Origin of the sequence: Flavobacterium wongokense, from assembly GCF_021608265.1 — a bacterium.
Classification (GTDB): domain Bacteria; phylum Bacteroidota; class Bacteroidia; order Flavobacteriales; family Flavobacteriaceae; genus Flavobacterium; species Flavobacterium wongokense.
Map to the genome: position 1 here is coordinate 128,014 of NZ_JAKIHP010000004.1, position 26,196 is coordinate 154,209.

The 26,196-nt window shown below is 38.3% G+C and carries 26 protein-coding genes and 1 other RNA gene; 14 read left to right on the top strand and 13 right to left on the bottom strand.

The genetic code is table 11. From position 1 onward, the window contains the following. Positions 1 to 23 precede the first annotated feature (23 nt). Positions 24 to 542, top strand: a complete 519-nt coding sequence (locus L1S31_RS11890; RefSeq protein WP_236464962.1) for a pyridoxamine 5'-phosphate oxidase family protein — start codon at positions 24 to 26, stop codon at positions 540 to 542. A gap of 7 nt (positions 543 to 549) precedes the next feature. After that, positions 550 to 972, top strand: coding sequence for a PepSY-like domain-containing protein (locus tag L1S31_RS11895; RefSeq protein ID WP_236464963.1), 423 nt, complete (start codon positions 550 to 552; stop codon positions 970 to 972). Between the two features lie 38 nt (positions 973 to 1,010). Here the strand turns inward: L1S31_RS11895 and L1S31_RS11900 are convergent, their stop codons facing one another. Continuing rightward, positions 1,011 to 2,186 (bottom strand): GlmU family protein, encoded by a 1,176-nt coding sequence (locus tag L1S31_RS11900; RefSeq protein WP_236464964.1) that lies wholly within the window; start codon positions 2,184 to 2,186, stop codon positions 1,011 to 1,013. A 111-nt stretch (positions 2,187 to 2,297) separates the two neighbouring features. Next, positions 2,298 to 2,549: a type B 50S ribosomal protein L31 gene (locus tag L1S31_RS11905; protein WP_236464965.1), complete on the bottom strand. Its 252-nt coding sequence runs from the start codon at positions 2,547 to 2,549 to the stop codon at positions 2,298 to 2,300. A gap of 226 nt (positions 2,550 to 2,775) precedes the next feature. On the opposite strand from L1S31_RS11905, the gene L1S31_RS11910 reads away from it, so the two are divergent. The 4 genes from L1S31_RS11910 to L1S31_RS11925 are packed head-to-tail and all read left to right on the top strand — an operon-like array spanning position 2,776 to position 7,853. Beyond that, the gene (locus tag L1S31_RS11910) at positions 2,776 to 3,312 is read left to right on the top strand and encodes a DUF4199 domain-containing protein (protein ID WP_255702269.1); all 537 of its coding nucleotides are present in this window, start codon (positions 2,776 to 2,778) and stop codon (positions 3,310 to 3,312) included. Continuing rightward, entirely contained in the window at positions 3,313 to 4,272 is a 960-nt protein-coding gene (locus L1S31_RS11915; RefSeq protein ID WP_236464966.1) for a glycosyltransferase family 2 protein, read from the top strand. A gap of 21 nt (positions 4,273 to 4,293) precedes the next feature. Further along, positions 4,294 to 6,021 carry a phospho-sugar mutase gene (locus L1S31_RS11920; protein ID WP_236464967.1) on the top strand — a complete coding sequence of 576 codons (1,728 nt, stop codon included), beginning with the start codon at positions 4,294 to 4,296 and terminating at the stop codon, positions 6,019 to 6,021. After that, complete coding sequence (locus L1S31_RS11925; RefSeq protein WP_236464968.1) at positions 6,021 to 7,853, top strand: ABC transporter ATP-binding protein; 1,833 nt, start codon at positions 6,021 to 6,023, stop codon at positions 7,851 to 7,853. The genes L1S31_RS11920 and L1S31_RS11925 overlap by 1 nt, the downstream gene beginning before the upstream one ends. On the opposite strand, the gene L1S31_RS11930 is transcribed toward L1S31_RS11925, so the two are convergent. The 3 genes from L1S31_RS11930 to L1S31_RS11940 are packed head-to-tail and all read right to left on the bottom strand — an operon-like array spanning position 7,850 to position 12,785. Beyond that, positions 7,850 to 8,563: a hypothetical protein gene (locus tag L1S31_RS11930; protein ID WP_236464969.1), complete on the bottom strand. Its 714-nt coding sequence runs from the start codon at positions 8,561 to 8,563 to the stop codon at positions 7,850 to 7,852. The genes L1S31_RS11925 and L1S31_RS11930 overlap by 4 nt on opposite strands. Positions 8,564 to 8,600: 37 nt before the next feature. Continuing rightward, on the bottom strand, positions 8,601 to 11,078 hold the full coding sequence (locus L1S31_RS11935) for a TonB-dependent receptor (RefSeq protein ID WP_236464970.1): 2,478 nt from the start codon (positions 11,076 to 11,078) through the stop codon (positions 8,601 to 8,603). A 9-nt stretch (positions 11,079 to 11,087) separates the two neighbouring features. Then, on the bottom strand, positions 11,088 to 12,785 hold the full coding sequence (locus tag L1S31_RS11940; protein ID WP_236464971.1) for a M23 family metallopeptidase: 1,698 nt from the start codon (positions 12,783 to 12,785) through the stop codon (positions 11,088 to 11,090). Between the two features lie 186 nt (positions 12,786 to 12,971). Here L1S31_RS11940 and L1S31_RS11945 point away from each other — a divergent pair, with 186 nt between their 5' ends. The 4 genes from L1S31_RS11945 (at position 12,972) to rny (ending at position 15,332) form a co-directional block, all read left to right on the top strand. Beyond that, positions 12,972 to 13,262 carry a coiled-coil domain-containing protein gene (locus L1S31_RS11945; RefSeq protein ID WP_236464972.1) on the top strand — a complete coding sequence of 97 codons (291 nt, stop codon included), beginning with the start codon at positions 12,972 to 12,974 and terminating at the stop codon, positions 13,260 to 13,262. A gap of 4 nt (positions 13,263 to 13,266) precedes the next feature. Next, positions 13,267 to 13,560: a cell division protein ZapA gene (locus L1S31_RS11950; protein WP_236464973.1), complete on the top strand. Its 294-nt coding sequence runs from the start codon at positions 13,267 to 13,269 to the stop codon at positions 13,558 to 13,560. A 53-nt stretch (positions 13,561 to 13,613) separates the two neighbouring features. Then, positions 13,614 to 13,719: non-coding RNA, 6S RNA (gene ssrS, locus L1S31_RS11955), on the top strand. Positions 13,720 to 13,769: 50 nt separating this feature from the next. Continuing rightward, positions 13,770 to 15,332 carry a ribonuclease Y gene (rny, locus tag L1S31_RS11960; RefSeq protein ID WP_236464974.1) on the top strand — a complete coding sequence of 521 codons (1,563 nt, stop codon included), beginning with the start codon at positions 13,770 to 13,772 and terminating at the stop codon, positions 15,330 to 15,332. Between the two features lie 45 nt (positions 15,333 to 15,377). On the opposite strand, the gene L1S31_RS11965 is transcribed toward rny, so the two are convergent. The 3 genes from L1S31_RS11965 to L1S31_RS11975 all read right to left on the bottom strand — a co-directional run bounded on the left by L1S31_RS11965 (position 15,378) and on the right by L1S31_RS11975 (position 17,440). Further along, positions 15,378 to 15,773: a response regulator gene (locus L1S31_RS11965; RefSeq protein WP_236464975.1), complete on the bottom strand. Its 396-nt coding sequence runs from the start codon at positions 15,771 to 15,773 to the stop codon at positions 15,378 to 15,380. 72 nt (positions 15,774 to 15,845) lie between these two features. After that, the gene (xerD, locus tag L1S31_RS11970) at positions 15,846 to 16,745 is read right to left on the bottom strand and encodes a site-specific tyrosine recombinase XerD (protein WP_236464976.1); all 900 of its coding nucleotides are present in this window, start codon (positions 16,743 to 16,745) and stop codon (positions 15,846 to 15,848) included. A 77-nt stretch (positions 16,746 to 16,822) separates the two neighbouring features. Then, positions 16,823 to 17,440: an outer membrane beta-barrel protein gene (locus tag L1S31_RS11975; RefSeq protein WP_236464977.1), complete on the bottom strand. Its 618-nt coding sequence runs from the start codon at positions 17,438 to 17,440 to the stop codon at positions 16,823 to 16,825. 295 nt (positions 17,441 to 17,735) lie between these two features. On the opposite strand from L1S31_RS11975, the gene aroQ reads away from it, so the two are divergent. The 3 genes from aroQ to L1S31_RS11990 are packed head-to-tail and all read left to right on the top strand — an operon-like array spanning position 17,736 to position 21,046. After that, entirely contained in the window at positions 17,736 to 18,149 is a 414-nt protein-coding gene (gene aroQ / locus L1S31_RS11980) for a type II 3-dehydroquinate dehydratase (RefSeq protein ID WP_236464978.1), read from the top strand. A gap of 15 nt (positions 18,150 to 18,164) precedes the next feature. Next, entirely contained in the window at positions 18,165 to 20,642 is a 2,478-nt protein-coding gene (locus tag L1S31_RS11985; RefSeq protein WP_236464979.1) for a DUF5686 and carboxypeptidase regulatory-like domain-containing protein, read from the top strand. Positions 20,643 to 20,689: 47 nt separating this feature from the next. Next, positions 20,690 to 21,046 (top strand): hypothetical protein, encoded by a 357-nt coding sequence (locus L1S31_RS11990; protein ID WP_236464980.1) that lies wholly within the window; start codon positions 20,690 to 20,692, stop codon positions 21,044 to 21,046. Positions 21,047 to 21,086: 40 nt separating this feature from the next. Here the strand turns inward: L1S31_RS11990 and L1S31_RS11995 are convergent, their stop codons facing one another. The 4 genes from L1S31_RS11995 to L1S31_RS12010 form a co-directional block, all read right to left on the bottom strand. After that, entirely contained in the window at positions 21,087 to 21,536 is a 450-nt protein-coding gene (locus tag L1S31_RS11995) for a hypothetical protein (protein WP_236464981.1), read from the bottom strand. A 4-nt stretch (positions 21,537 to 21,540) separates the two neighbouring features. Further along, positions 21,541 to 22,851: a UDP-N-acetylglucosamine 1-carboxyvinyltransferase gene (murA, locus tag L1S31_RS12000; protein ID WP_236464982.1), complete on the bottom strand. Its 1,311-nt coding sequence runs from the start codon at positions 22,849 to 22,851 to the stop codon at positions 21,541 to 21,543. 85 nt (positions 22,852 to 22,936) lie between these two features. Further along, the gene (locus L1S31_RS12005) at positions 22,937 to 23,644 is read right to left on the bottom strand and encodes a DUF4290 domain-containing protein (RefSeq protein WP_236464983.1); all 708 of its coding nucleotides are present in this window, start codon (positions 23,642 to 23,644) and stop codon (positions 22,937 to 22,939) included. Continuing rightward, complete coding sequence (locus tag L1S31_RS12010; RefSeq protein ID WP_236464984.1) at positions 23,644 to 23,928, bottom strand: DUF493 family protein; 285 nt, start codon at positions 23,926 to 23,928, stop codon at positions 23,644 to 23,646. The genes L1S31_RS12005 and L1S31_RS12010 overlap by 1 nt, the downstream gene beginning before the upstream one ends. Positions 23,929 to 24,082: 154 nt before the next feature. On the opposite strand from L1S31_RS12010, the gene L1S31_RS12015 reads away from it, so the two are divergent. Continuing rightward, positions 24,083 to 24,709, top strand: a complete 627-nt coding sequence (locus L1S31_RS12015) for a murein L,D-transpeptidase catalytic domain-containing protein (RefSeq protein ID WP_236464985.1) — start codon at positions 24,083 to 24,085, stop codon at positions 24,707 to 24,709. A gap of 31 nt (positions 24,710 to 24,740) precedes the next feature. Here the strand turns inward: L1S31_RS12015 and glmM are convergent, their stop codons facing one another. Then, positions 24,741 to 26,129 carry a phosphoglucosamine mutase gene (gene glmM, locus L1S31_RS12020; RefSeq protein WP_236464986.1) on the bottom strand — a complete coding sequence of 463 codons (1,389 nt, stop codon included), beginning with the start codon at positions 26,127 to 26,129 and terminating at the stop codon, positions 24,741 to 24,743. Positions 26,130 to 26,196: the final 67 nt, after the last annotated feature.

Consider the following 26,196-nt stretch of genomic DNA (forward strand, 5'->3'; position numbering starts at 1 on the left):
TGATGTATTAAAACTATACAATCATGTCAAAGGAAAATTTATTCAATGCAAAGGCAATTGAAAAGCTGAAAGAGCTATCGGGAAAAGCAAAAACTTGTATGTTCATCACAAATCTTAGCGACAAATCACCACATAATTCCAGGCCAATGGGCTTACAGGAATGCGACGGCGAAGGCAATTTTTGGTTTATCAGCAGCAAGGAAAGTGGGAAAAACATTCAAATCGAGAAAGATAATGAGGTCCAATTATATTTTATGAATAATAGCGATCACGAATATTTATCGATTCTGGGCAAAGCCTATATTTATGATGACCGGAAAACCATTGAAGAAAAATGGTCGGTTGTTGCCAATGCCTGGTTTGATGGTAAAGATGATCCGGATGTGAGCATTATCAGAGTAACACCTGAGGAAGCCTATTATTGGGACACTAAATTCGGAAAATTTGTTTCGATGATCAATTTCATATCGGTTATTATCGGAGGAAAAAATACCGACAACAGCGACGGCGTTGAAGGAAAAATAAAGTTGACCAAACCTTAAAATACCTATGGAAACAAAAAACATTTTTGCATTTTTATTGCTTTTCGCTGCAATGACAATGAGTGCTCAGAAAAAAATCGATCCTTCTGAACTACCGCCTGCTTCAATCAATTTTTTACGGGAACACTTTCCCAGCACTACAGTAACTAAAGCCAAAAAGGATGCTGAACACGGAGAAAAAGGCTATGAAGTGATATTGTCAGACGGAACAGAAGTCGAATTTTGGAAAGATGGGAAATGGCGTGAAGTTGACGGGAAAGACAATCCCATTCCAACAGCTTACATCGACAGGAAAATTGTGGATTATGTTGCCAAAAATTATCCAAAAAACAAAATCACGCACATTGATTACGGACACAAAGACGTGGATGTGGATTTGACCGGGAAAATCGATTTGGAGTTTACCAAAGAGGGAACTTTTATAAAATGAGATAAATAAAAAAGCACCAATCTGGTGCTTTTTTATGTTTATTCCTTTCGGTATTTTTTAGTGATTTCAAAAACATGCTCGAGGATTTTGGCATCCTCCTCAGAAAATTCCACCTGACGGCGCGCCATCACAATTTTGGCCGTTTGAAATGCTTTTGAAGTCAGATAGGTTGTAAATCCTGAGCTTCCGCCCCAGGAATAGCTTGGAACAAAATTCCGCGGAAAGCCAGAGCCAAATATATTTGCCGAAACTCCAACCACAGTTCCGGTATTGAACATCGTGTTGATGCCACATTTGCTGTGGTCTCCCATCATCAGTCCGCAGAACTGCAGCCCTGTTCGGGCAAAACCTTCGGTTTCATAACTCCACAAACGCACTTCTTCGTAGTTATTTTTCAAATTAGAATTATTGCTGTCGGCGCCAATGTTGCACCACTCTCCCAAAACGGAATTCCCTAAAAAACCATCATGCCCTTTGTTGGAATAACCCATCAAAACCGAATTGCTTACTTCTCCTCCAATAACCGAATGAGGTCCAACAGTTGTTGCTCCATAAACTTTTGCTGCCAATTTCACTCTTCCCGATTCGCATAAGGCAAATGGTCCACGAATTACGGAACCTTCCATAATTTCGGCATTTTTTCCGATGTAAATTGGCCCGGTTGAAGCGTTCAAAGTCACAAATTCAAGCTTTGCGCCTTCTTCGATAAAAATGTTTTCGGGCGAAAGTACATTGACACTTTTCGGGATGGGCTGTGAATCCCTTCCTTCGGTAATCAATTCAAAATCTTCGCGCAACGCTGCATCATTTTTGGCAAAAATATCCCAGGTATTCTGGACTTTCAAACATTCTTCGTTGAATTCAATTATCTCATAACTGTCAAAATCGACTTCTTCCTGAGTATCATTGGTATAAAACGCTATAACTTCATCACCTTGGAAAATTGCCTGGTTCTTCTCGAGGCTTTTAACCATTTCCGACAAAATATCATTTGGCAAAAAAGAAGCGTTGATCATCACATTGTCCTCCATTTCGACCATTGGAAATTTCTCGGAAAGATATTCTTCAGTTAAGGTTGTTGTGGTGTAGCCTAAATATTTCTCCCATTTTTCACGTATGGTCAAAATCCCAATACGGATATCGGCAACCGGTCTTGTAAAAGTAAATGGCAAAAGCGCGTTGCGAACCGTTCCGTCAAAAAGTATGTAGTTCATTTTGTCTGTTATGAGTTGTGAGCCAAAGTTACAAAGTTTATCAGAATTTAAACCATAAAAAAACCACTCACTTTCGTGAATGGTTTTGATAAAATTGAAACACTTAAATAATTATTTCGCGTGTTTAGCGTATTTAGTTTTGAATTTATCAATACGTCCTGCAGTATCGATAAGTTTAGATTTACCTGTGTAAAAAGGGTGTGAAGTTCTTGAAATCTCCATTTTGTAAACTGGGTATTCAACACCTTCGTGAGTAATAGTTTCTTTTGTTTCTACTGTTGATTTAGTGATAAAAACGTCGTCATTTGACATGTCTTTAAAAGCAACTAATCTGTAATTTTCTGGGTGAAGTCCTTTTTTCATGATAAATCTTTTTATTGTTATGGAGTAGTTTCGTTTCGAAGCTTTCGCTCTGAAAGGTGTAAACGCCGCTACAACTTTTATTATTCTAATTTTTAATTTGAGTGTGCAAAAATACAACTTTTTTGCAATAAACAAAGCCTTATGTAACTTTTTTTAAATAAACTGAACATACCTGTAGTATTTATGGAATTACTATATTTGTTGATTAATTAAAACCTAAACAATCATGAATGAAATTATTAAGAAAAACGGAATAACTTTTGGAATTGTAACCGGATTAGTTTCAGTTCTTATTACGACCTTAATTTACATTATCGACTTAAAACTTTTCACCGCTTGGTGGCTTGGTGTGTTAAACATCATCATCTATATTTCCATTGGGGTTTTTCTTTTGGTTAAAACCAAAAAAGAGTTACACGGGGTTTTTCCTTTTAAGGATGCTTTCACAACGTATTTTATTTCGGCTGTTGTTGGAATCATAATATCGGTAGCGTTTAATATCATTTTATTTAATTTCATCGATCCGGGTGCAAAAGAAACCATCAAGGAATTAACCATAAAGTTTGCTGTAGAGATGATGGAAAAATTTGATGCCCCAAAAGACGCCATAAACCAAGCCATCAAAGACATGCAGGCAAACGACCAGTTTTCCATCGGGCAATTATTAAAAGGTTCTGTTTTCAGTATTTTATTCAGCGCTATTTTTGGATTAATCCTGGCAGCAATTTTCAAATCTAAATCACCTTCATCACAAGGACTATAAATGAATTTATCGATAGTAATTCCGCTTCTCAACGAGCAGGAATCTTTACCCGAATTACATCAGTGGATTGTCAAAGTCATGACAGCCAACAGCTATTCTTATGAAGTTATTTTCATAGATGACGGCAGCACTGATGATTCGTGGAAAATTATTGAACAACTCTCAACCGAAAATCCAAATGTAAAAGGAATCCGTTTCCTTAGGAATTTTGGAAAATCACAGGCATTGCACGCAGGTTTCGCCAAGGCAAAAGGCGATGTAATCATTACAATGGATGCCGATTTACAGGACAGTCCGGAGGAAATCCCTGATTTGTACAATATGGTTTTGAACCAGGATTACGACTTGGTTTCAGGCTGGAAAAAGAAACGCTACGATTCGGTTGTGGGTAAAAATTTGCCATCGAAATTATTCAATTGGGCTGCACGAAAAACTTCGGGAGTTCAACTGAACGATTTCAACTGCGGATTGAAAGCCTATAAAAATACTGTCATCAAAAACATCGAAGTTTCGGGTGAAATGCACCGTTACATTCCGGTTTTGGCCAAGAATGCAGGTTTCGGGAAAATTGGCGAAAAAGTCGTAATCCATCAGGCTCGGAAATATGGCGAATCCAAATTTGGAATGAACCGCTTTATCAATGGTTTCCTCGATTTGATTACGATTTGGTTCCTGTCGAAATACGGAAAACGCCCAATGCACCTTTTTGGAGCACTTGGTGTAGTGATGTTTATTATCGGATTTTTATCGACCTTTTTGATTATCGGAATCAAATTACTCAAACTATTTGTGTTGGATGTCCCAACCATTTTAGTAACCGAAAACCCTCTTTTCTATATCGCCTTAACCGCTATGATTATTGGTTCGCAATTATTTTTAGCCGGGTTTTTGGGCGAAATAATCTTACGGACAAAAAACAACGAAGAACGTTATAAAATTTCTAAGGAAGTGAATCTTTAGAATCAGGATAAAATTAAGAATATGCATATCGAACAAAATATATTAGACAAGGTCAACGAATGGCTTACGCCGAATTTTGATCAAAAAACACAGGACGAAATCACAGCAATGATGACTTCATCCCCAAAAGACCTACAAGAGAGTTTTTATAAAAACCTCGAGTTTGGAACCGGAGGAATGCGTGGAATAATGGGCGTTGGAACCAACCGCATCAACAAATATACTCTCGGAAAAAACACTCAGGGTTTATCCGATTATCTTAAAAAATCATTTCCGGGCGAACAATTAAAAGTTGCCATTGCCTACGATTGCCGTCATAACAGTGATACTTTGGCCAAAGTGGTTGCCGATGTTTTTTCGGCTAACGGAATTCAGGTTTACCTATTTTCGGAAATGCGCCCAACACCCGAATTGTCTTTCACAGTGAGATACCTGAACTGCCATGCGGGAATTGTTCTAACCGCTTCACACAATCCGCCTGAATACAATGGATACAAAGTATATTGGCAGGACGGCGGACAATTGGTTCCGCCAAATGACGCTGAAATTGTACAGGTTATTGAAAATTTACGATACGATGAAGTCAAATTTGAGGCTAACGAAAGTTTGATTAAATATATTGACGCCGACATTGACGAGGCTTTCGCCAAATCAACGGTTGAAAATGCCAGTTTTAATACTTCGGCTGCTGCAAGGCAGAATCTAAAGATTGCCTACACTTCATTACACGGAACTTCCATCAAAATGGTTCCGAAAGTTTTGGAAAAGGCAGGTTACACCGATGTAAACGTTGTTCCCGAACAGGCTGAACCCAATGGCGATTTCCCAACAGTTATTTCTCCAAATCCCGAAGAACCGGAAGCTTTGACGATGGCAATGGCTTTGGCAGAAAAAATCAACGCAGACATTGTTTTTGGAACCGATCCTGATAGTGACCGACTTGGTGTTGCCGTTCGAAATAACAAAGGTGAGATGCAGTTGCTGAACGGAAACCAAACGATGGTTGTGATGACGCATTATCTGTTGGAACAATGGAAAAAAGCAGGCAAAATCAATGGAAAACAATTCATCGGTTCGACTATCGTTTCAACGCCTATGATGCTTGAACTGGCTTCGGCTTATGATGTGGAATGCAAAGTTGGTTTAACCGGATTCAAATGGATTGCCAAATTCATCCGCGATTTCCCTGAACTGAAATTCATTGGCGGTGGCGAAGAAAGTTTCGGATTTATGGTTGGTGACGCTGTACGCGATAAGGATGCTGTAGGCGCCATTTTACTGATGTGTGAAATCGCAGCTCAGGCCAAAGAAAAAGGAAGTTCGGTTTATAAGGAATTGGAACAGATGTATGTTGACTTTGGTTTTTACAAGGAACATTTGATTTCACTGACCAAAAAAGGAATTGAAGGCGCCAACGAAATCAAACAGATGATGGTGGATTTACGTGACAAACCCGTTTCTGAAATCAATGGGCAACGCGTTATTATGGTTGAGGATTACCAAAATTCTACTGCAAAAAATTTATTGACGGATGAAGTCGAAACTTTGTCTGTACCAAAATCAAATGTGCTGATTTATTATTTGGAAGACGGTTCGAAGATTTGCGCGCGTCCAAGTGGAACGGAACCAAAAATCAAATTCTATTTCAGTGTGAATACTGCGATTGAAGGTTTGGACGAAATTCCGGCTGCAGAAGCATTTTTGGATACCAAAATCAAAAATATAATTTCTGAAATGCAATTAAACTAATGGATGCTAATTTAAAAAAGCTGTTACCTTTTGCGTTAAAATACAAGAACCACATTTATATGAATGTGTTCTTCAACATATTCTATGCCTTGTTTTCAACATTATTGATGGTTTCAATGATACCAACATTAAACGTTCTTTTTGGCCTGACCAAAAAAGTCTACAAAGAACCAACTTATGAAGGCATTGGACATATCAAAGCGTACGCAGAAGAGTTCCTGAATTACAAGATAACAATCCTAACCGAAGAAAACGGACTCAAATGGGCGTTGCTATTTGTAATTTCAATCATTATTACCACAGCTTTTTTAAAGAACATCACCAATTATTTTGCTTCCTACCACGTTACCCGATTACGAACCGGAGTGCTTCGCGATATCAGGCAAAAATTGTATCACAAGATTATCAACCTTCCGGTTTCCTATTATTCCGAAAGAAGGAAAGGAGACGTTATGGCCCGAATGCTGGGCGATATCAACGAAGTGCAGAATTCATTTTTCCAGATTTTGGAGCTTGTGGTGCGTGAACCGTTGACGATTTTATTCTCTATTATTACAATGTTCATCATCAGCCCGAAACTGACGCTTTTTGTTTTTGCCTTCATTCCGATTTCGGGATTCATTATTTCGCGTGTTGGAAAAAACCTCAAGGCAAAATCAGTAAAGGCACAGAATGAAAATGGTATTTTTATTTCAATTTTGGACGAAACCCTTGGCGGATTGAAAGTCGTAAAGGGCTACAACGCTGAGGAATCCTTTATTAAAAAATTCAACGATTCCATCAACCGTCTTTTAAATCTCAGCAACAGTATTGGAAACAAAAACAACCTCGCTTCGCCTTTGAGTGAATTTTTGGGGATTGTAACCATCGCTGTCCTGCTCTGGTTTGGCGCGCAATTGGTTGTGGAGGAACACGCATTATCATCGGCAACATTCATCACTTACATTGCTTTAGCTTATACTATTTTGACTCCGGCAAAGGCAATTTCAAAAGCTTCGTATCAGGTAAAAACCGGTTTGGCTGCAGCTGAAAGAGTGTTTACTTTGATGGAACAGGAAAATACGATTACCGACACTCGCGAATCGGTTGACAAACCTTCATTTGACGATAAAATCACTTTGGAAAACATCAATTTCCGATATGAAAATGAAAATGTATTAAAAGACTTTTCACTCACCATTCCAAAAGGAAAAACCGTCGCTTTGGTTGGACAGTCTGGTTCCGGGAAAAGTACCATTGCCAATCTGCTGACGCGTTTTTATGATGTCAATGAAGGCGTTGTGCGTATTGATAATGTAGATGTACGGGACATCAAACTGCAGTCACTTCGTAATTTAATGGGCTTGGTAACCCAGGATTCCATTTTGTTCAACGACACTATCAAAGGCAATATTGCTTTGGGAAAACCCAATGCTACTGACGATGAAATCATCGATGCGTTGAAGATTGCCAATGCTTACGAATTTGTAAAAGATCTGCCTGAAGGAATCCACACCAACATTGGCGACAGCGGAAACAAACTTTCCGGTGGTCAAAAGCAACGGTTATCGATTGCGCGTGCCGTTTTGAAAAATCCTCCTATTATGATCCTGGATGAAGCGACTTCGGCATTGGATACCGAAAGCGAAAGATTGGTTCAGGTAGCTTTGGAAAATATGATGCAGAACCGTACTTCAATTGTGATTGCGCACAGGCTTTCCACAATTCAAAAAGCGGATGTCATTGTCGTGATGCAAAAAGGAAAAATTGTAGAACAGGGCAACCACGATGAGCTTTTATCCAAAAATGGAACCTATTCCAAATTGGTTTCGATGCAGTCCTTTGAAAGTTAAATTGGTTTATAAGCCACAACTTTCCAATCCTTATCCAATAGATTTACAAAATGGTACTGTAGCTTGTCTTCTGTGTCAAATTCCCCATTTTTATTGGTGTCTTCAATGGTTTTGAAATACAGCATATTTTTGGATTCAATGATTTTCCAATCGATTAATTCCTGTAAATCCGGAGAAAGTTTGGTAAACTTTTGACCCGAAATGGTGCTTATATACAAGGATTTGATGTCGTTGCTGTCCAGTTTTCCGTCCTTATTGGTATCCATATCAGCCAACGAGTAAACCAGAAATTGCTGTTTGCTTTTATCGGCAAATGTTTTAAGATAGGTCGCCGTTTCAATCAGCACCTGTTTATCGGTCAACGCATAAATGCTGTCTTTCCCTATTTCCTGGAATTTTAGGTTTTTCAGGTAGCCTGTAATTTGGTATTCGCCATAATTGGAAACTGTAAAACTCTGCTCCGAATCTGAAGACGATTTAATTCCTTTGCCACTTCCCGAAACAACGCCAATTGGATGAATCAAAAAGTTGGTTCCTTCCATATTGATTGGCAAATCGGCAACTTCAATCTGAGTTGTGTCTATTGGTGCCGTTGGCTTTGATTTGGCAGTGTCTTCGTAAATAACTTTGGGTTTATCGGCTTCTTCTTTTTTGCAGGCTGCAAAAAGAACCACTAAAATTATTGCTATGTAGGAAAGGTAATTTTTCATTTTCATAAAATTAGACACTAAAATTAGTGAATTATTTCTACAATCTCGCCGTCAGTTTAATATTGAAAACCCGCGTCGTCATGTAATTTGGAATTCCGTATTGATTTTTGGTATAAACATCACGAACCCAGGTATTGGTAATGGCGTTTTGATTATTGAATAAATTGAAAATCTCAAAACCGGCAGACAAATCCTTGAATTTCTTTAACCAGTGCCCAACCGGCCTTTCGTTATTCTTTTCGGTGAAGACATAAGAGAATCCAACATCGGCACGACGGTAATCACGCAAACGGTTTTGATACGTATAGGAATCAGCATAAGAAGGCGAACCTCCAGGCAAACCGGTATTGTAAACCAAATTCAGGTACAATTTCATGTTTGGAATATTAGGCATATAATCCTGGAACAATATCCCGAATTTCAAACGTTGGTCTGTTGGACGCGCTATATAACCCCGATCGTTCTGATTTTCTTCGGTTTTCATATAACCAAAACTCAACCAGGATTCTGTTCCCGGAACGAATTCCCCATTCAGACGCATATCCAAACCATAGGCATAAGCAACCGCATCGTTATTGGCACGGTAACGAATCCTCACGTTTTCGAGCGTATAGCTATTGACATCGGTCATGGTTTTGTAATAGGCTTCGGTTACAAATTTGAATGGACGGTTGTACATCTTAAAGTTATAATCATTACTCAATACAAAATGTATGGATTGCTGCGCTTTTACATTTGGCCGAACAACACCCAACGAATCCCTTAGCTCACGATAAAATGGCGGTTGGTGATAATACCCCATAGACAATCGGAAAATCATGTCCTTATCCCAATCGGGTTTTAAGGCTAACTGTGCTCTTGGGCTGATAACTGTCTGTTGTTTTGCTCCGGTAATTCCATCACCGGAAACTTTCCATGTATGGAAACGCGAACCCGCAGTAATCCACAATTGGTGGCTACCTATGCTGGTTTTAGTGCTCCATTGTGCATAACCGGAAAAACGGTTAATGTCAATAAAATTGGTTGCCCTCACATTTTGATACGGAACCAATGGCCCTGTATAAGGGTTATAAGGCTGCTCATGTGGTACATCAATGATTGGCGGATTAATCTGGAAACCTGCCGAATCTATTACTTCCCATTCCACAATACGGTCACGGATGTTTTCTCGGGTATATTTGAATCCCCAATCCAACTGGTGTTTTTTATTGTTGAATTGATGCGTTCCTTTGACTTCAGCATTTACAATCAACGCATCCAAATCATTTCGGGCGTGATTCAACTGCGAGCCAATTCCACGATTAAAGGTTACTTCTCCCAAAGTTTCCGAACCAATATTGGTATCAACTTCCCCTAAAAAATATTCTGCAAGGATATCAAAATACTCCTGCTCCTGTGTGTGGTAAATTGACCCGATTAATTTGAAGGTGTTATTTTCGTTCGGAGCAAAATTGGTTTTGAACGCACCAAAAAGTGTTTGGTATTTATCTTTTTCCTGACCTTCATAAAAAACCTGTAACGCTATTGGCTCGTCAATGGTACCAAAATTAGTCTGGCGTGTTAACGGCTGGTAATTGTATTTGTTTTGCGAAATGTTACCAAGGAAACTAAACTGCCATTTCTCATTCGGATTAAAATTCACATTCGTCTGCACATCGGCGTAAGTTGGACGGTAATTGGTCTGCGTTTCCTGGCTGTTGACTAAAAGTGAATTATCGCGGTAACGGATTCCTGTGATGGCGGACCATTTTTTGTTTTTTGATGCATCTTCAACCATAAGGCTTCCACCAAGGAAACTGGCTTCGGCAGCTGCACCAAATTTGGTTGGCTTTCTATAGGTAATATCCAAAACCGAAGATAATTTGTCGCCATATTTTGCCTGGAATCCTCCTGCAGAAAAGTCGACATTCTGGGTCATATCGGTATTGGTAAAACTCAAACCTTCCTGTTGACCTGAACGGATCAGAAACGGACGGTAAACTTCAATTTCATTGACATAAACCAGGTTTTCGTCATAATTCCCACCACGAACCGAATAAGTTGTACTCAATTCACTGTTAGAATTTACTCCGGCAAAAGTTTTTAAAACACTCTCAATCCCGGCATTCGCACTCGGATTTTTACGAATGGTTTCAGGTTCAATTGAGGTAATTCCCTGAACTCTTCTTTTACTGCTGGTAATGACAACATCGCTCAACTGCTCTGCCTTATCGGTCATCACGACATGGTATTCAAAGTTTTCGCCAGGCTTTAACTGCAAGGTTGCTGTAATGCTTTTTAAGGCGGTATGGGTAAATACCAAAACGATTTTTTGGTTGGCCGGAACGGTCAATTCATAAAATCCGTCAGCATTTGTTTTTGCTGATTTGGTTTGGTAACTGATATTAACATCTTCAACAGGTTTGTTGTTTTCATCGAGCACAATTCCGGCTACTTTAGCTGTTTGGTTTTGCGCAAAAGCGATGATGCTTATCGTAAAAAATAAGAGCGTGAAAAGGAATCTATTTGTTTTCAAATTATATCGTTATGGTTTTTGACTTCTAAAAAATTGTGTTTCAAAGATAGTAGAATTTCCAACATTATCAGTAACTACTACTTTTAAATCATTTTTTCCTTCGGCAACAATGCCATCCGAAAAACGATGAATCAGCTTTTTGGTTTTCGATTCATACTCCAGCAAAATCCATTTTCCATTCAAATAACCATCATAGCTTTTTATACCCGATAAATTGTCTGAAATTGTGAATTTCAGTTCGTTCAAATTGCTAATCCATTTGCCTCCAATGCTTTTATCGGGTTTAATTTTTGGTGGCGTTCCATCCTTAAACAACTTGTATTCGCCAAAATATTTGGTATAGATGGTAAACGAATTTTTATAGCGTTTAGTATTATAGTAGTTTACTTTTTTGCCATCAATCAGTCCAATAAACATTAAATCACGGTCTTTTTGAGTCGAAATACTGTCTTCAAAAGTGATTGAAAAATTGGTATGTGCAGGGACAATGTCTTCGTGGAGCTGGAGAATTCCTTTCTTTACTTCAAAATTCATATAAAAGTCATCGTAAAAGGTATTCGCCGGAAAATTAACCGTTACATTTTCCAGTGAAAACATATTTTCCTTTTTGGATTTTATAAAATATTTTGAGGTTATGGGGACTTCGGCAACTTTGGCAGGCAAATCTGAATATTGTATTGGAATAAAAATTTTGGAAATATTTTCACTAAAATCGGCCACTTCGATGCGATAGGTTTGTGAAATATTGTTGGAAACCGTAATCACGCCATTTTCAATTCCGGGTTTAATGACACTCAATGGGTACGGATTTTTCATGAATAATTTCTGAACGCGCTGACCCAGTTTTTTATAGCGTTCATAATCAATAAGGGCATTGACATAGCGTGTTTCATCAAATGAAAAAGTATCAAACTGATACCCAAAATCGGCTTTACCATTGAGATAGGTTTGTGTCCGAAAAGTTCCATTGGCATTCCAGGAAACATCATCAAAATCGGTTGCTGTGATTCCGAAACCAATTTTTCCGGTAGCCGAAACTTTTTCAGCAAGATAGCTTCCATCGTCCTGAAGTGATAAACTAACAGAAATTGGGCGTTTGGATTGGTTTACAATGGAGTTTTCATCCAAAGGATAAACCCAAAGGCTGTTGATATTAGGACGTTTGAAATCGGTGATTACAGTATCAAATCCGAAATACATAGGATTGATGATTTTTTCAGATTGCGTATCGCGGATTTCAAAATGCAGATGCGGACCATCAGAACCGCCAGTATTTCCTGAGATTGCAATTGTGTCGCCTTTTTTAACCAATAAATCATTTGGATTTAAATTGACATCAATCTCATAGGATTTCGCTTTGTATTGTTCGTTTTTGATAAACTTTTCGACTGGACCAAAACCCGATTGCAGATGTCCGTAAACAGAAGTAAAACCATTGGGATGCGTAATGTAAACAGCTTTGCCATAACCCACTTCAGAAATTTTGATTCGGGAAACATAACCATCGGCAGCGGCGTAAACATTGAAACCTTCCTTTTTCTGGGTTTTGAAATCAAAGCCCGAATGAATGTGATTGGGCCTAAATTCACCAAAATTTCCCGAAAGCTGTAACGGAATGTCCAATGGCGAACGAAAATAGTCTTTTGGATATTGATTTTGCCCAAAAGCCACTATCGAAAACAATAAAAGAAACCCCAAACTTTTCATAAAAAACCGTTTCAGCTAAGGTAATGAAAAGGATTAGCAAAAAATTACAACAAATGTGTATTTTATAATATGTTAAAAAACAAATTATTACCGCATAAGTTCGAAAGAGAAAGAAATAATTGTCAAAACTATTGTACAACCGAAATAGAATCCTAACTTTGTGAAGTAAGTAATGAATAAAAATTCATGAGTGAAATTGCAGAAATAATTGATTCCCTTGAAGGAAGAATTGGCAAACTTTTTACTAAAATAGAAGGTTTAGAACGCCAATCCGCCTCAGCAAAAAGTGAATTGGAAAACGCTGCAACCCTGATTAAGAAACAAGCTGATGAAATTGCACAATTGAAATCAGATTGCGAATCACTCCGAATGGCAAATTCATTATTAGGCGGTGAAGAAAATAAACGAGATACAAAGCTTAAAATAAATTCATTAATCCGAGAGATAGACTATTGCATAGCGCAGTTATCAGACTAAAAATATGGATGAAAAGCTTAAAATAAAATTATCAATTGCAGACAGGGTTTATCCGTTAACGGTAGATTTGTCACAAGAGGAAGGACTGCGAAGTGCTTCCAAAAAAATTGATGCAATGATTAAGCAATTCGAGGAAAACTATGCGGTTCGCGACAAACAGGATGTATTGGCCATGTGTGCCCTGCAGTTTGCATCACAAGTAGAACAAAAGCAGGTCGAAAGCTCCATAGACGGAAAAGATTTGGAAAGATTGAAAAAAATCAATGATTTATTATTCGATTATCTCGAAAAAAAATAACGTTCTTATCACATAGGATTACAATACCGCCTACATTAGATTTTAATTGGTAAACTCAACACTAACAATTTAGAATGAGCCAGTCGATGCTACTAAAGCAAGCCACCCTGAGTGGATCCTTGACCAGCGCGTTAGCTCAAAACTTGTCTTTACGAGTTTATGCATTCACCTAATGTAGGCTTTTTTTATATATAAACACAAACAAAACAATGGGAACTACACTAATTATAATTGCGCTTATTGCGGGAATTGCAGGAGGTTTTGGAGTTGCAAAATTCCTTGAAAAAAGCAATATTTCCAATATGGTTAAAAATGCCAAGAAGGAAGCTGCATCGATTTTAAAGGATGCCAATCTTGAAGCAGAAAACATCAAGAAAGACAAATTACTTCAGGCAAAAGAGAAATTTTTGGAACTAAAATCCGAACACGAACAGGAGATTTTAGGCAAGGATAAAAGAATCGCTGAAATTGAAAAAAGAACGCGTGACAAGGAATCACAGGTTTCGAGCGAATTGGCAAAAGCCAAAAAAATCAACGACGATTTTGAAGCAAAAACCAACGAATATACTGCGAAAATTGAAACATTAAACAAAAAACAGCAGGAACTTGAAAGGCTTCACAAAAGCCAGGTTGAGCAACTTGAAGTTATCTCCGGATTATCTGCTGAAGACGCTAAGGAACAATTGGTGGAAAGCCTGAAAGCTGAGGCCAAAACCAAAGCCATGTCGCACATTCAGGACACTATTGAAGAGGCTAAATTAACTGCACAGCAGGAAGCCAAAAAAGTGATCATCAACACCATTCAACGTGTTGGAACAGAAGAAGCAGTGGAGAACTGCGTGTCTGTTTTCAACATTGAATCAGATGACGTTAAAGGAAGAATCATTGGGCGTGAAGGAAGGAATATCCGTGCGCTTGAAGCTGCAACCGGAGTTGAAATCATTGTTGACGATACACCGGAAGCAATTATCCTATCGTGCTTTGATCCGGTTAGAAGGGAAATCGCACGTCTTTCGTTACACAAATTAGTAACAGACGGAAGGATTCACCCGGCAAGAATTGAGGAAGTTGTTGCCAAAACAACCAAACAGATTGACGACGAAATCATCGAAGTTGGTAAACGTACCGTAATTGATTTGGGAATCCACGGTTTGCATCCGGAACTTATTAAAGTTGTGGGAAGAATGAAATACCGTTCGTCTTACGGACAAAATTTATTGCAACACTCGCGTGAGGTTTCTAAGCTTTGCGGAATCATGGCAGCAGAATTGGGATTGAATGTGAAATTGGCGAAAAGAGCCGGTTTACTTCACGATATTGGAAAAGTGCCTGATACAGAAAGTGATTTGCCACACGCATTATTAGGTATGCAATGGGCAGAGAAATATGGTGAGAAAGAAGAAGTTTGCAACGCGATTGGAGCACACCACGACGAGATTGAGATGAAATATTTAATTTCTCCTATCATCCAGGTTTGTGATGCCATTTCGGGTGCAAGGCCAGGTGCAAGACGCCAGGTTTTGGATTCATACATCCAAAGATTGAAAGATTTGGAAAACATCGCATTTGGATTCAATGGTGTTAAAAATGCTTATGCAATCCAGGCCGGACGTGAACTGCGTGTTATCGTAGAAAGCGAAAAAGTAAGCGATGAAAATGCAGCAAGCCTTTCTTTTGAGATTTCACAAAAAATCCAAACAGAAATGACGTATCCCGGACAGGTAAAAATTACCGTAATCAGGGAGACCAGAGCAGTGAACATTGCGAAATAAGAAAAATATAATAAACGAAAAAGGCGGCCAAATGGCTGCCTTTTTTTATCTTGAAAAGATTGATTTTAATCCGTCGACGGTAATGGGTTTAAGATAATAATCCTTGATTTCATCCTTAAAATCATTCGCCCTGTTTCGGTCAACTGTATTATCAGAAGAACTGATGATGTAAATGCAGATTTCTTTTTGGATCAGATCCTTTAGCTTTTTGAATTCTTCCAAAAATTGCCAGCCATCCAGTATTGGCATGTTGATATCCAATAAAATCAAATCGGGCGGAGACTCCTGCCTGTCGAGTTTACTTTTGATTCCTTCAATGGCCAGAAGGCCGTTTTCGAAAAATTCAGGTTCAACATTTATGTTATTGCTAACTAATAATTTCTTGATGATAAAATGGAATATCTTATCATCATCTACAACAAAAACGTCGTTAAATTTCATTCGTTATAAAAGTGGTTTGTGGTATTGGTTAATTTGTTTAATCTATGCTAAAATAAATAAAAATATCACATTTTACATTTTTCTTGGATGAAATGTATTGATGACCTGCGTTAAATGTTTGCGGTCTAAATGAACATAGATTTCAGTAGTGGTAATCGATTCGTGTCCCAGCATCATTTGTATCGAACGAAGGTCAGCTCCATTCTCCAAAAGGTGTGTAGCAAAGGAATGTCGAAGTGTGTGCGGACTTATATTCTTCTGCAAATTAATTTTAACAGCCAGGCTCTTGATGATGGTAAAAATCATCGCGCGTGTAAGTTGGTTTCCCCTTCTGTTAAGGAACAAGGTGTCTTCAGCGCCTTTTGCAACCGTCATGTGGTTGCGAATGGCATTTTTATAAAGCTCAATGTATTTCTGTGTCGATTTTGCTATGGGAACAAAGCGTTGTTTATTGCCTTTCCCTGTAATTTTTATAAATCCTTCGTCAAAAAATAAATCGGAAATCCTTAAGCTTACTATTTCGGAAACCCGAAGCCCGCAACCGTATAAAGTCTCAAGTATGGCGCGGTTTCTTTCCCCTTCCGGAGTTGATAAGTCAACAGCCGCAATAAGATTGTCAACATCTTCCAGCGAAAGCGTATCGGGCAATTTCCTGCCTATTTTGGGCGCATCAATCAGTTCCATTGGATTGTCGGTGCGGTAATCCTCAAAAACCATATAGGAGAAAAAACTTTTGAGCCCCGAAATAATCCTTGCCTGGGAACGCGCATTGAGTTCTTTGGAAACAGCATAAATGAATTGCTGAATTGTTTCTTCGCTTATCTTTTCCGGCGCAACAGAAATATTGTTTTCACTTAAAAAGCCACACAACCGTTCTAAATCAAACGTATAATTGGCTACGGTATTCTTGGATAAGCCACGTTCGATTTTGAGATAGGATTGAAAGCTTTTGATGTAGTTACTCCAGTTCATGGATACAAGATAATGAAATATTTAAATAAAAAAACCGCGCCAATGGCGCGGTTTAAATGTTTATGGTCTTAAACTGATTACAGTTTGTAGATCACACCAAAGTTGATAGCAGACAAATCAACACCTAAGTTGAAAGATGTAGTTTTATCAGCTCCGTTTCCACCGTTATCGTTAGATGAGTAACCGAAACCACCCCACTCAGCAGTAAGAGCGAAGTCATCAGAAACGAAATAGTTCATTCCTAGAGGTACGTTAACACCAATGATTTTGCTAGTAGAATCTCCTAAACCAGTGATATCTCTTTTTACTGAATCGTAAGATAAGTTACCTCCGATAGAAAGAGAGAATTTGCTTGCTGGAGTCCAGAAGTATTTTACTCCTGCAGCAATACCGAATCCTGTAGTTTTAACTTCGTAAAGATCTCCATCATTGAAAACATCTTCGTAGTTTTTTCCACCCATAATGTTTAATTTTCCTTCAATAGCAAGGTTATCAGCAATGAAGTAACCAACACCTGGAGATAATTCCCATCCGTCAGCTTTGAAATCACCTACTTTAGTGCTGTTGAAACCAACAGTACCTGTTAAGTAAAGATCTCCGTTAGAAAATCCTTCCCCAGTGCTTTCTTTTTTGTCTTGTGCATTAGCAAACGTCAAAGCGAATACTGCTGCTACTGTTAAAATAATTTTTTTCATGTTTGTTTAATTTTAAAATTAATATGAACAAATTTATAAGTAATCCTTTTCTATCATCCTACCCCTATATTACAGTTATTAACAATGTTATCAACAAGATGTTGACAACAATTGACTCCATATCAAGTATTTATAGGAAATATCAACACAAAAACATCTTGTTCAAAAAAACGTCAAGGCCTGTAATTAGGGCAAAACAGCGACTTTACTGCCTTTTTCCTTCCAAAAAATACTATTTGAAATGCCTTTTAATATTCCGAAGTTTATCATACTTTTACTAAAAACATCATTCATTATGAAAATCATCATCATAAACGGACCAAACCTTAACCTGCTGGGCAAACGCGAACCAGAAGTGTATGGCAGCACCACTTTCCCTGATTACTTCCTGCAATTACAGCAGGCTTACCCTCAAATTGATTTGGAATATTATCAAAGCAACATCGAGGGCGAACTCATTGATAAGATTCAGGAAGTGGGATTCTCTTATGATGGCATTCTACTGAATGCTGCAGCTTACACCCATACCTCTGTAGGTATTGGTGATGCGGTCAAAGCCATTTCGAGTCCGGTGATTGAAGTTCACATATCCAATACCTTTTCGCGGGAAGCTTTTCGCCATCAATCATTTATTTCAGCAAATGCCAAAGGAATTATCATCGGGTTCGGAATGAAAAGCTACGAATTGGCACTGCAATCTTTTCTATAACCATTATACCTATATATGTTACCTAAAAAACTCCTGCCTCTTTTATTGCTTTTAATCGCTTTCAAATCCTTTGCACAAATAAAAGGAACCGTTATTGATGACAAAGGAAATCCGCTGCCGTTTGTAAATATCTTTGAAGAGAATACCTATAACGGAACTACGACAAATGATATGGGTAAGTTCATCCTCAATGTAAAAACCGAGAATCCAACCATCGTTTTTCAATACCTGGGGTATAAAACCGTAAAAAAGACAATCAGCAAAAATCAGTTTGCGGAAAGCGTGACCATTACCCTGGTTGAAGAAAACATCACGCTGAAGGAAGTAGTGATTAACCCGAAAGATAATCCGGCGAACGAAATCATTCGAAACGCCATTAAGCACAAAAAGGAAAACTCAGAGAAGACAGCACGCTTCAAGGCCGATTTTTATTCACGCGGAATCATTCGCTTGAAAGACGCGCCAAAAACAATAATGGGGCAAAAATTTGATTTCTTTGACGAAATACTCGACTCCACCCGAAGCGGAATCATTTATCTCTCGGAAACAGTTTCCAAAATTACCTTTCAAAAACCCGATAAAATGAAGGAAACCATTGTGGCTTCCAAAGTAAGCGGAAAGGACAATGGCTTTAGCTTTAACAATGCTGCTTCGGTAAACTTTGATTTCTATGAAAATTACCTTCCGTTTGAAATTAACGTGGTTTCACCAATTGCTGACAATGCCTTCAATTATTATAAATACAAATTCGAAGGTTCATTTTACAATGAAAACAGGCAGCAGATTAATAAAATAAAAGTGATTCCGCGTAGGAATAACGAACCTGTAATGGAAGGCTACATTTATATTGTAGACGACTCCCACTCTATTTATGCTACAGATTTGTCAATTACCGGAAACCAAATGCAGTCTCCGGCTATTGACAAACTGACTTTGAAGCAAAGTTATAGTTACAATTCACTGAACAAAATCTGGGTCCAGAATACACAGACACTCGACTTTGTCGCGGGCTTTCTGAGCATCAAAGTCAATGGACGTTTTACGTATGTTTATTCCAATTTTGAATTTGAAAAGCAATTTGATAAAAAAACCTTTAGCCGTGAAATCATTTCTTTTGAAGAGAATGCCAACAAAAAGGAAGATACTTTTTGGAACACCATTCGCCCTGTTCCGTTGACCGAAGAAGAATCTACAGATTATACAAAGAAAGACATATTACAGACCAAAAAGAAATCGAAAACCTATCTGGATTCCATCGATGCCAAGCACAACAAGTTTAAGGTAATGGACATTCTTTCCGGCTACAGCTATAAAAACTCCTTTAAGAAATGGTCACTTGATTATGATGGACCGCTCACTTCGGTAGCATTCAATACGGTTCAGGGCTGGAATCTCAATGCTGGGTTATCGTACACCAAACGAGACGAAGACACGCGAACCTACACGCGCATTGGCTCGAGGTTTGAATATGGTTTTTCGGAAGAAAAAATTAGGGGAACCGGATATTACATGCATAAATTCAATAACACCAACAATAGTTTGTTAACCCTTCAGGGCGGAAGTTCGGCCGATCAATTTAATGCCAATAATCCCATTTCGAATATTGTAAATACTGTCAGCACGCTATTTTTCAAGAACAATTTCATGAAGTTGTATGAGAAAAATTTTGCTTCAGCAGCTTTCGCAAGGGAGGTTGTCAATGGGATTTACATGAATGTGGGTGCAGAATATTCGGAAAGGAAACCTTTATACAACACTACCGATTATACCGTCATCAAAAACGATGATTTGTATACTTCCAACAATCCTCTTGATCCAAACGATGAAACTTCGGCAGCAATAACAAAACACAACCTCGTAAAAACCAATATTGGCGTGCGGTTTAATTTTGGCCAAAAATACATCACACGTCCTGACGGAAAGTACAATATCACAAACGACGATTATCCTTCGCTTTCTATCGGTTATGAAAAAACTTTTGCAGCAACCGATAAAAATTATGAATATGATTTTCTTGCAGCAAGAGTCAATTACGATGTTACTTTGGGTAATAAAGGAAACCTGCAGTCTGTTTTCAAAGGCGGTAAATTCTTTAACGGGGATAATATCTCTTTTGTAGATTACAGGCATTTCAACGGAAACCAAACGCATATTGGGCAGGCTGATAATTACACCAATGTCTTTAACTTACTGCCTTATTATGCTGCAAGTACCAACGACAGTTATTTTGAAACCCACATTGAGCATAATGACAAAGGGTATTTTATGAATAAGATTCCGTTGCTGAAATACCTGCAGTCCCAACTGGTTTTAGGTTTTCACAACTTAGCCGTTCCCGACCGAAAGCCATATCAGGAATTCTCGGTTGGATTGGATAATCTAGGTTTTGGAAAATACCGATTGTTCCGCGTTGATTATGTCCGAGCCTATCAGGATGGCTATCAGGGCGATGGTGTTATTTTCGGGTTGAAGTTTCTGAATGTTTTGGAATAATAAAATCTGGTTTTATGCGTTATGATACTAACACTAAAACCAAAATCATGAAAAAAGTAATCTATATTATCATCGCCATCATTATTGGCTGTGTTATTATTGCATCAACAGCTATAGATACATCGATGGAAAATTCCGTTAAGGTTTCGGGAAAAGTGAAATTAGTGTATGAAGGCGGCGTTAAGGATGTGGTTTTTGTATTGGAAAACAACAAGGCTGTTTATTACATCAACCGCGGATTTGAAAACGGGTTCAATCTGGCGAAAGCCAAAAAAGATTTTGAAGGAAAAAAAATCAAATTATTTTATGCCAAATCCTGGACTCCGTTAGCGCCTTTCGGAAGGCGTTGCAAACATATTACACACGCGGCAGTTAACGACAGTGTGATTTTTAGTGAGTGGTAATTAAAAAATCCCAATTGGTTTCATTCCAATTGGGATTCTGTTATTTCTTCTTTTTATAAGGGATGTATTCGTCTTCCCATTTTTTCCATATAATTCCCTGGAATTTTCCATCAGTTCCGAGCCAAATCCTAACTTCATTTAAAAAATCGTTTTTTTCAAAATTGGCTTTGTACCTATAGATCTTGGAATTACTTGTAAAAGTATCATCTATGACTTCGATAAGTGTCATATCGATAAACTTTCCGTTTCTTTTTGCTATCACATCACAAAAGTGCTGCATTTCTTCAAGTGAAAGTGTGGCAAGGCTTTTAGTAACTTCTCTTTCGCTTAACTGAACAAATTGCCGCGTTTCACAAGTTTTAATATTCTTTATCCCGAAATTATAAACCTTATTTTTTTCTGCTTCAGAAATAGAATTGATATCCGCCCTGCGATAAGTCGTTTTGCACGACACCAACAGCAACAGCAGGCAAAAACTCAGGATTCTCATCGGATTATACCCTTACGATATTGGCTCCAAGTGCACGAAGCCTTTCGTCTATGCGTTCGTAACCTCTGTCAATTTGCTCGATATTTTGAATGGTAGAAGTCCCTTTTGCCGAAAGCGCAGCAATCAGCAATGAAATTCCCGCACGGATATCAGGCGAACTCATAATCGTAGCTTTCAACTGCGATTTGAAATCGTGGCCCATAACTACGGCTCTGTGCGGATCACACAACATGATTTTGGCACCCATATCAATTAGTTTGTCCACAAAGAACAAACGGCTTTCAAACATTTTCTGGTGGATCAATACATCTCCGTTGGCTTGGGTTGCGACAACCAAAACAATGCTCAATAAATCGGGTGTAAATCCAGGCCAAGGCGCATCGGCTATGGTTAGGATGGAACCGTCGATATCGGTTTTTACGGTGTATCCTTTGGTATGGGCCGGAATATAAATATCGTCTCCTTTTTTTTCTAAAGTGATTCCCAGTTTTCTGAATACACTCGGAATGACACCAAGATTTTCCCAGCTTACATTTTTGATCGTGATTTCACTTCTTGTCATCGCCGCAAGGCCAATCCATGAACCAATCTCAATCATATCCGGAAGGATTCGGTGCTCACATCCTCCTAATTTTTCAACTCCTTCAATCGTTAACAGATTAGAACCAACTCCGGTGATTTTGGCACCCATTGAGTTTAGCATTTTACAAAGCTGTTGCAGATACGGTTCGCAGGCAGCATTATAAATTGTAGTTGTTCCTTCGGCTAAAACAGCTGCCATAACAATGTTTGCCGTTCCGGTTACAGAAGCTTCATCCAATAACATGTGTGCTCCTTTTAACCTTCCTTTAGTTTCAACGCCATAAAAATGGTCTTCTCTTTCGTAACGGAATTTGGCACCGAGATTAATGAATCCTTCAAAGTGCGTATCCAAACGACGACGCCCAATTTTATCTCCACCAGGTTTCGGAATGTAGCCACAACCAAATCGTGCTAAAAGTGGTCCAACAATCATGATGGAACCTCTTAAACTTCCGCCCTCTTTTTTGAATGCTTCGGTTTTTAAATAATCAACATTGACTTCATCAGCCTGGAAAGTGTAATCCCCAACTCCGTTTTTTTGAATCTTAACACCCAAATTTCCAAGTAGGACTATTAGTTTATTAACATCGATAATATCCGGAATATTGGTAACCCTGACTTTTTCTGAAGTTAATAATGCAGGACACAAAACTTGCAATGCTTCATTTTTTGCACCTTGTGGTTGTACGTCTCCTTTAAGTTGGATGCCTCCTTCTATTTTAAAAGTTCCCATTTCTTCTAATTATGAATTATGAGTTATGAATTATGAGTTTAATAGTCAGAAAATGAATTCATAACTTATAACTTATAACTCATAACTATTTTTGGTTATTATTTTTTTTTACAAATGGCTTTTTGCCATTTTTATTGTTTTTGGGTTTGTTGCTTATTGGCATGCTTTTATTTGACATCTTTTTATTGGTACGCATCAAATCGTTTGTAGTCAACAGTTCTTCTGTACTTTGCAGTAAATTCAGTTTTCCGTCGGAAAGCTCATAAAGATGTTCAAAAATAACGGCATCGGTAACCGTATCCTTATTCCAGCTTAGATAGGATTTTTTCATGTGATTGGCAATGACTTTCACCAAGGCACTTTTCATTTCACCTTCTTCCCAGCTGTTGGCAACATCAATCATATACTTGATATTATTGCCATAAAAACGGTATTTCGGATTTTTTTGTGGATAGGCCAATCGCTCCGGTTTGAGATGGATTACATCACGGGTTGGAATTGGATACGGTGAATCGACATCCAGTTTAAAATCGGACATAATGAAAATCTGGTCCCATAATTTGTGCTGAAAATCAAGTACGTCACGCAGGTGCGGATTCAAACTTCCCATTACCTGAATGATATATTTGGCAGCTTTATTACGAGTTTCCCTGTCTTCAATCATCGTTGCCTGGTCAATCAGTTTCTGTAAATGACGGCCATACTCCGGAATGATTAAATGCGGACGTTCTGCGTTGTATTCCAAATTGAATACAACCTCATTGGCATTTTCTTTTATATACTTTTCAGCCATTATAATGAAATTATTCCTTCAATTGTAGACACTTCAACGTATTTTTCAATCACGCTTTCAGGGCTTTCCATTGTTACGTTTACCGAAATACTGGTGTATTTTGCTGTTTTTGATTGTGTAGTCTGAATTACAGCGCCCAGATTATCAAAAGCATTTTCAACTTCCTCAATCTTTTTTGGATCTGTTGGCACAATGAACTTGTATAGGTATTCACTTGGCCAGGTTGAAGTATTGTTCAACTCCTCTCGCAATCTTGCATAAAATTCTTCTGTCTTCTTATCCATTCCTTATAAAATAAAAGCAAATATACAGTATTGATTTCAGATTTTGGAAATAGCAATAATATTAATTTCATTGGTATTATTTTGAATCCGGGCATACTTTTTTTTCATTATTTACGTTTAGATAAATAAGTCAATCATTCTTCATCTTAATCAAATGAAAAAAATTATCATACTACTCTTAATCATTGCCGCCACTGCGTTTGGATATACTAAATACAACAGGGCTGTTGCCAAAAACCACAAGCCAAAAATCAATGTTTCAGCTATTGACGAAAAAGCAAAAGAAGCATTGTCTTTTTGCAAAAAGAACGGTTACAATCAGGATTTCTGCATACTCATTGATATGAGCATTCATTCGGGATTGAACCGCTTTTTCCTTTATGATTTCAAAAAAGATACTATTTCGATGAAAATGCTCGTTGGGCATGGATGCGGAAATTATCCGTGGAGCCAGGACTGGTCAAAGGAAAAGCCAGGTTTTAGCAATGAAGATGGAAGCCATAAATCGTCTTTGGGAAAATATAAAATCGGTCAAAGAGCCTGGAGCGATTGGGGAATCAATGTTAAATATGTTTTGCACGGATTGGAAAAAACCAACAGCAACGCGCAGAGCCGTTACATTGTTTTCCATTCCTGGGAAAAAGTTTCAGAAAAAGAGGTTTATCCTGACGGAACTGCTGAAGGCTGGGGATGCCCAACAATATCGAATGAGAATATGAAACTAATCGATCCGATGCTCAAGGCAAGCAAAAAGCCAGTTTTGATGTGGATTTACAATTAAAAACCCTTTCCAATCGGAAAGGGTTTTGTTTTTAAATTCCGGCTACAGCCTTTATCTCGTCTATGATCCGCAATGCCAAATCATCGGCTAATTGCTGTGTCTGCGCTTCGGTATAAATTCGGATAATCGGCTCTGTGTTTGACTTTCTCAAATGAACCCAATTTTCAGCAAAGTCAATTTTCACTCCGTCAATCGTATTGATTTCCTCATTTTTATATTTTTCGGTCATCGCGGCCAAAATGGCGTCCACGTCAATTTGTGGCGTCAATTCGATTTTATTTTTGCTCATGTAATATTGAGGATAGGATGCTCTTAATTCGGCCACAGTCATATCAAGGTTTGCCAAATGGGTAAGGAATAAAGCCACTCCAACCAAACTATCCCTTCCATAATGCGATTCAGGATAAATGATTCCTCCATTTCCTTCACCACCTATGATTGCATTGGTTTTTTTCATCAATTCCACCACATTGACTTCTCCAACGGCACTTGCCTGATAGCTTCCGTTGTGTTTGTTGGTAATGTCCCGCAACGCACGTGAAGACGACATATTGGAAACCGTATTACCCGGAGTTTTACTGAGCACATAATCGGCGCAGGCAACCAAAGTATATTCTTCGCCAAACATTTCGCCGTCATTGGAAATAAACGCCAAACGATCAACATCAGGGTCAACTACAATTCCGAAATCGGCTTTTTCATCTACAACCAATTTGCAGATATCACCCAAATGTTCTTTCAAAGGTTCGGGATTATGTGGAAAATGCCCATTGGGTTCGCAGTATAATTTTACGCATTCCACTCCCATTTGCTCCAATAATTTTGGGATAATGATGCCACCCGAAGAATTCACACCATCAACGACAACCTTGAATTTCCTTTTGGCCACAGTCGCTGCATCCACCAAAGGCAATTCCAAAACCTCATCAATATGGATGTCCATATACGCATCATTCACGGTAATTTCTCCCAAAGAATCCACATCTGAAAAATCAAAAGCTTCTGATTCTGCAATTTCCAAAATCATTTCGCCTTCTTTACCACTTAGGAATTCTCCTTTGGCATTCAGTAATTTCAAAGCATTCCATTGTTTCGGATTGTGTGAAGCTGTCAGTATGATTCCACCATCAGATTTTTCTAAAGGCACGGCAATCTCAACTGTTGGAGTTGTCGACAAACCTAAATCAATCACATCAATCCCCAATCCGATTAAGGTATTTATCACCAAATTATGAATCATTGGCCCGGAAATACGCGCATCACGGCCAATTACAACGGTCAGTTTCTCTTTTTTAATATTGTTTTTCAGGAAGGTTCCATAAGCCGAAGCAAATTTTACAGCGTCAACAGGCGTTAGGTTATCGCCCACTTTACCGCCAATGGTTCCACGAATTCCCGATATGGATTTGATTAAAGTCATTTTTATTATTTTGAATTTTGAATTATAAATTTTAAATGGTTTACAAATATAAAGAATGCCAATTTTC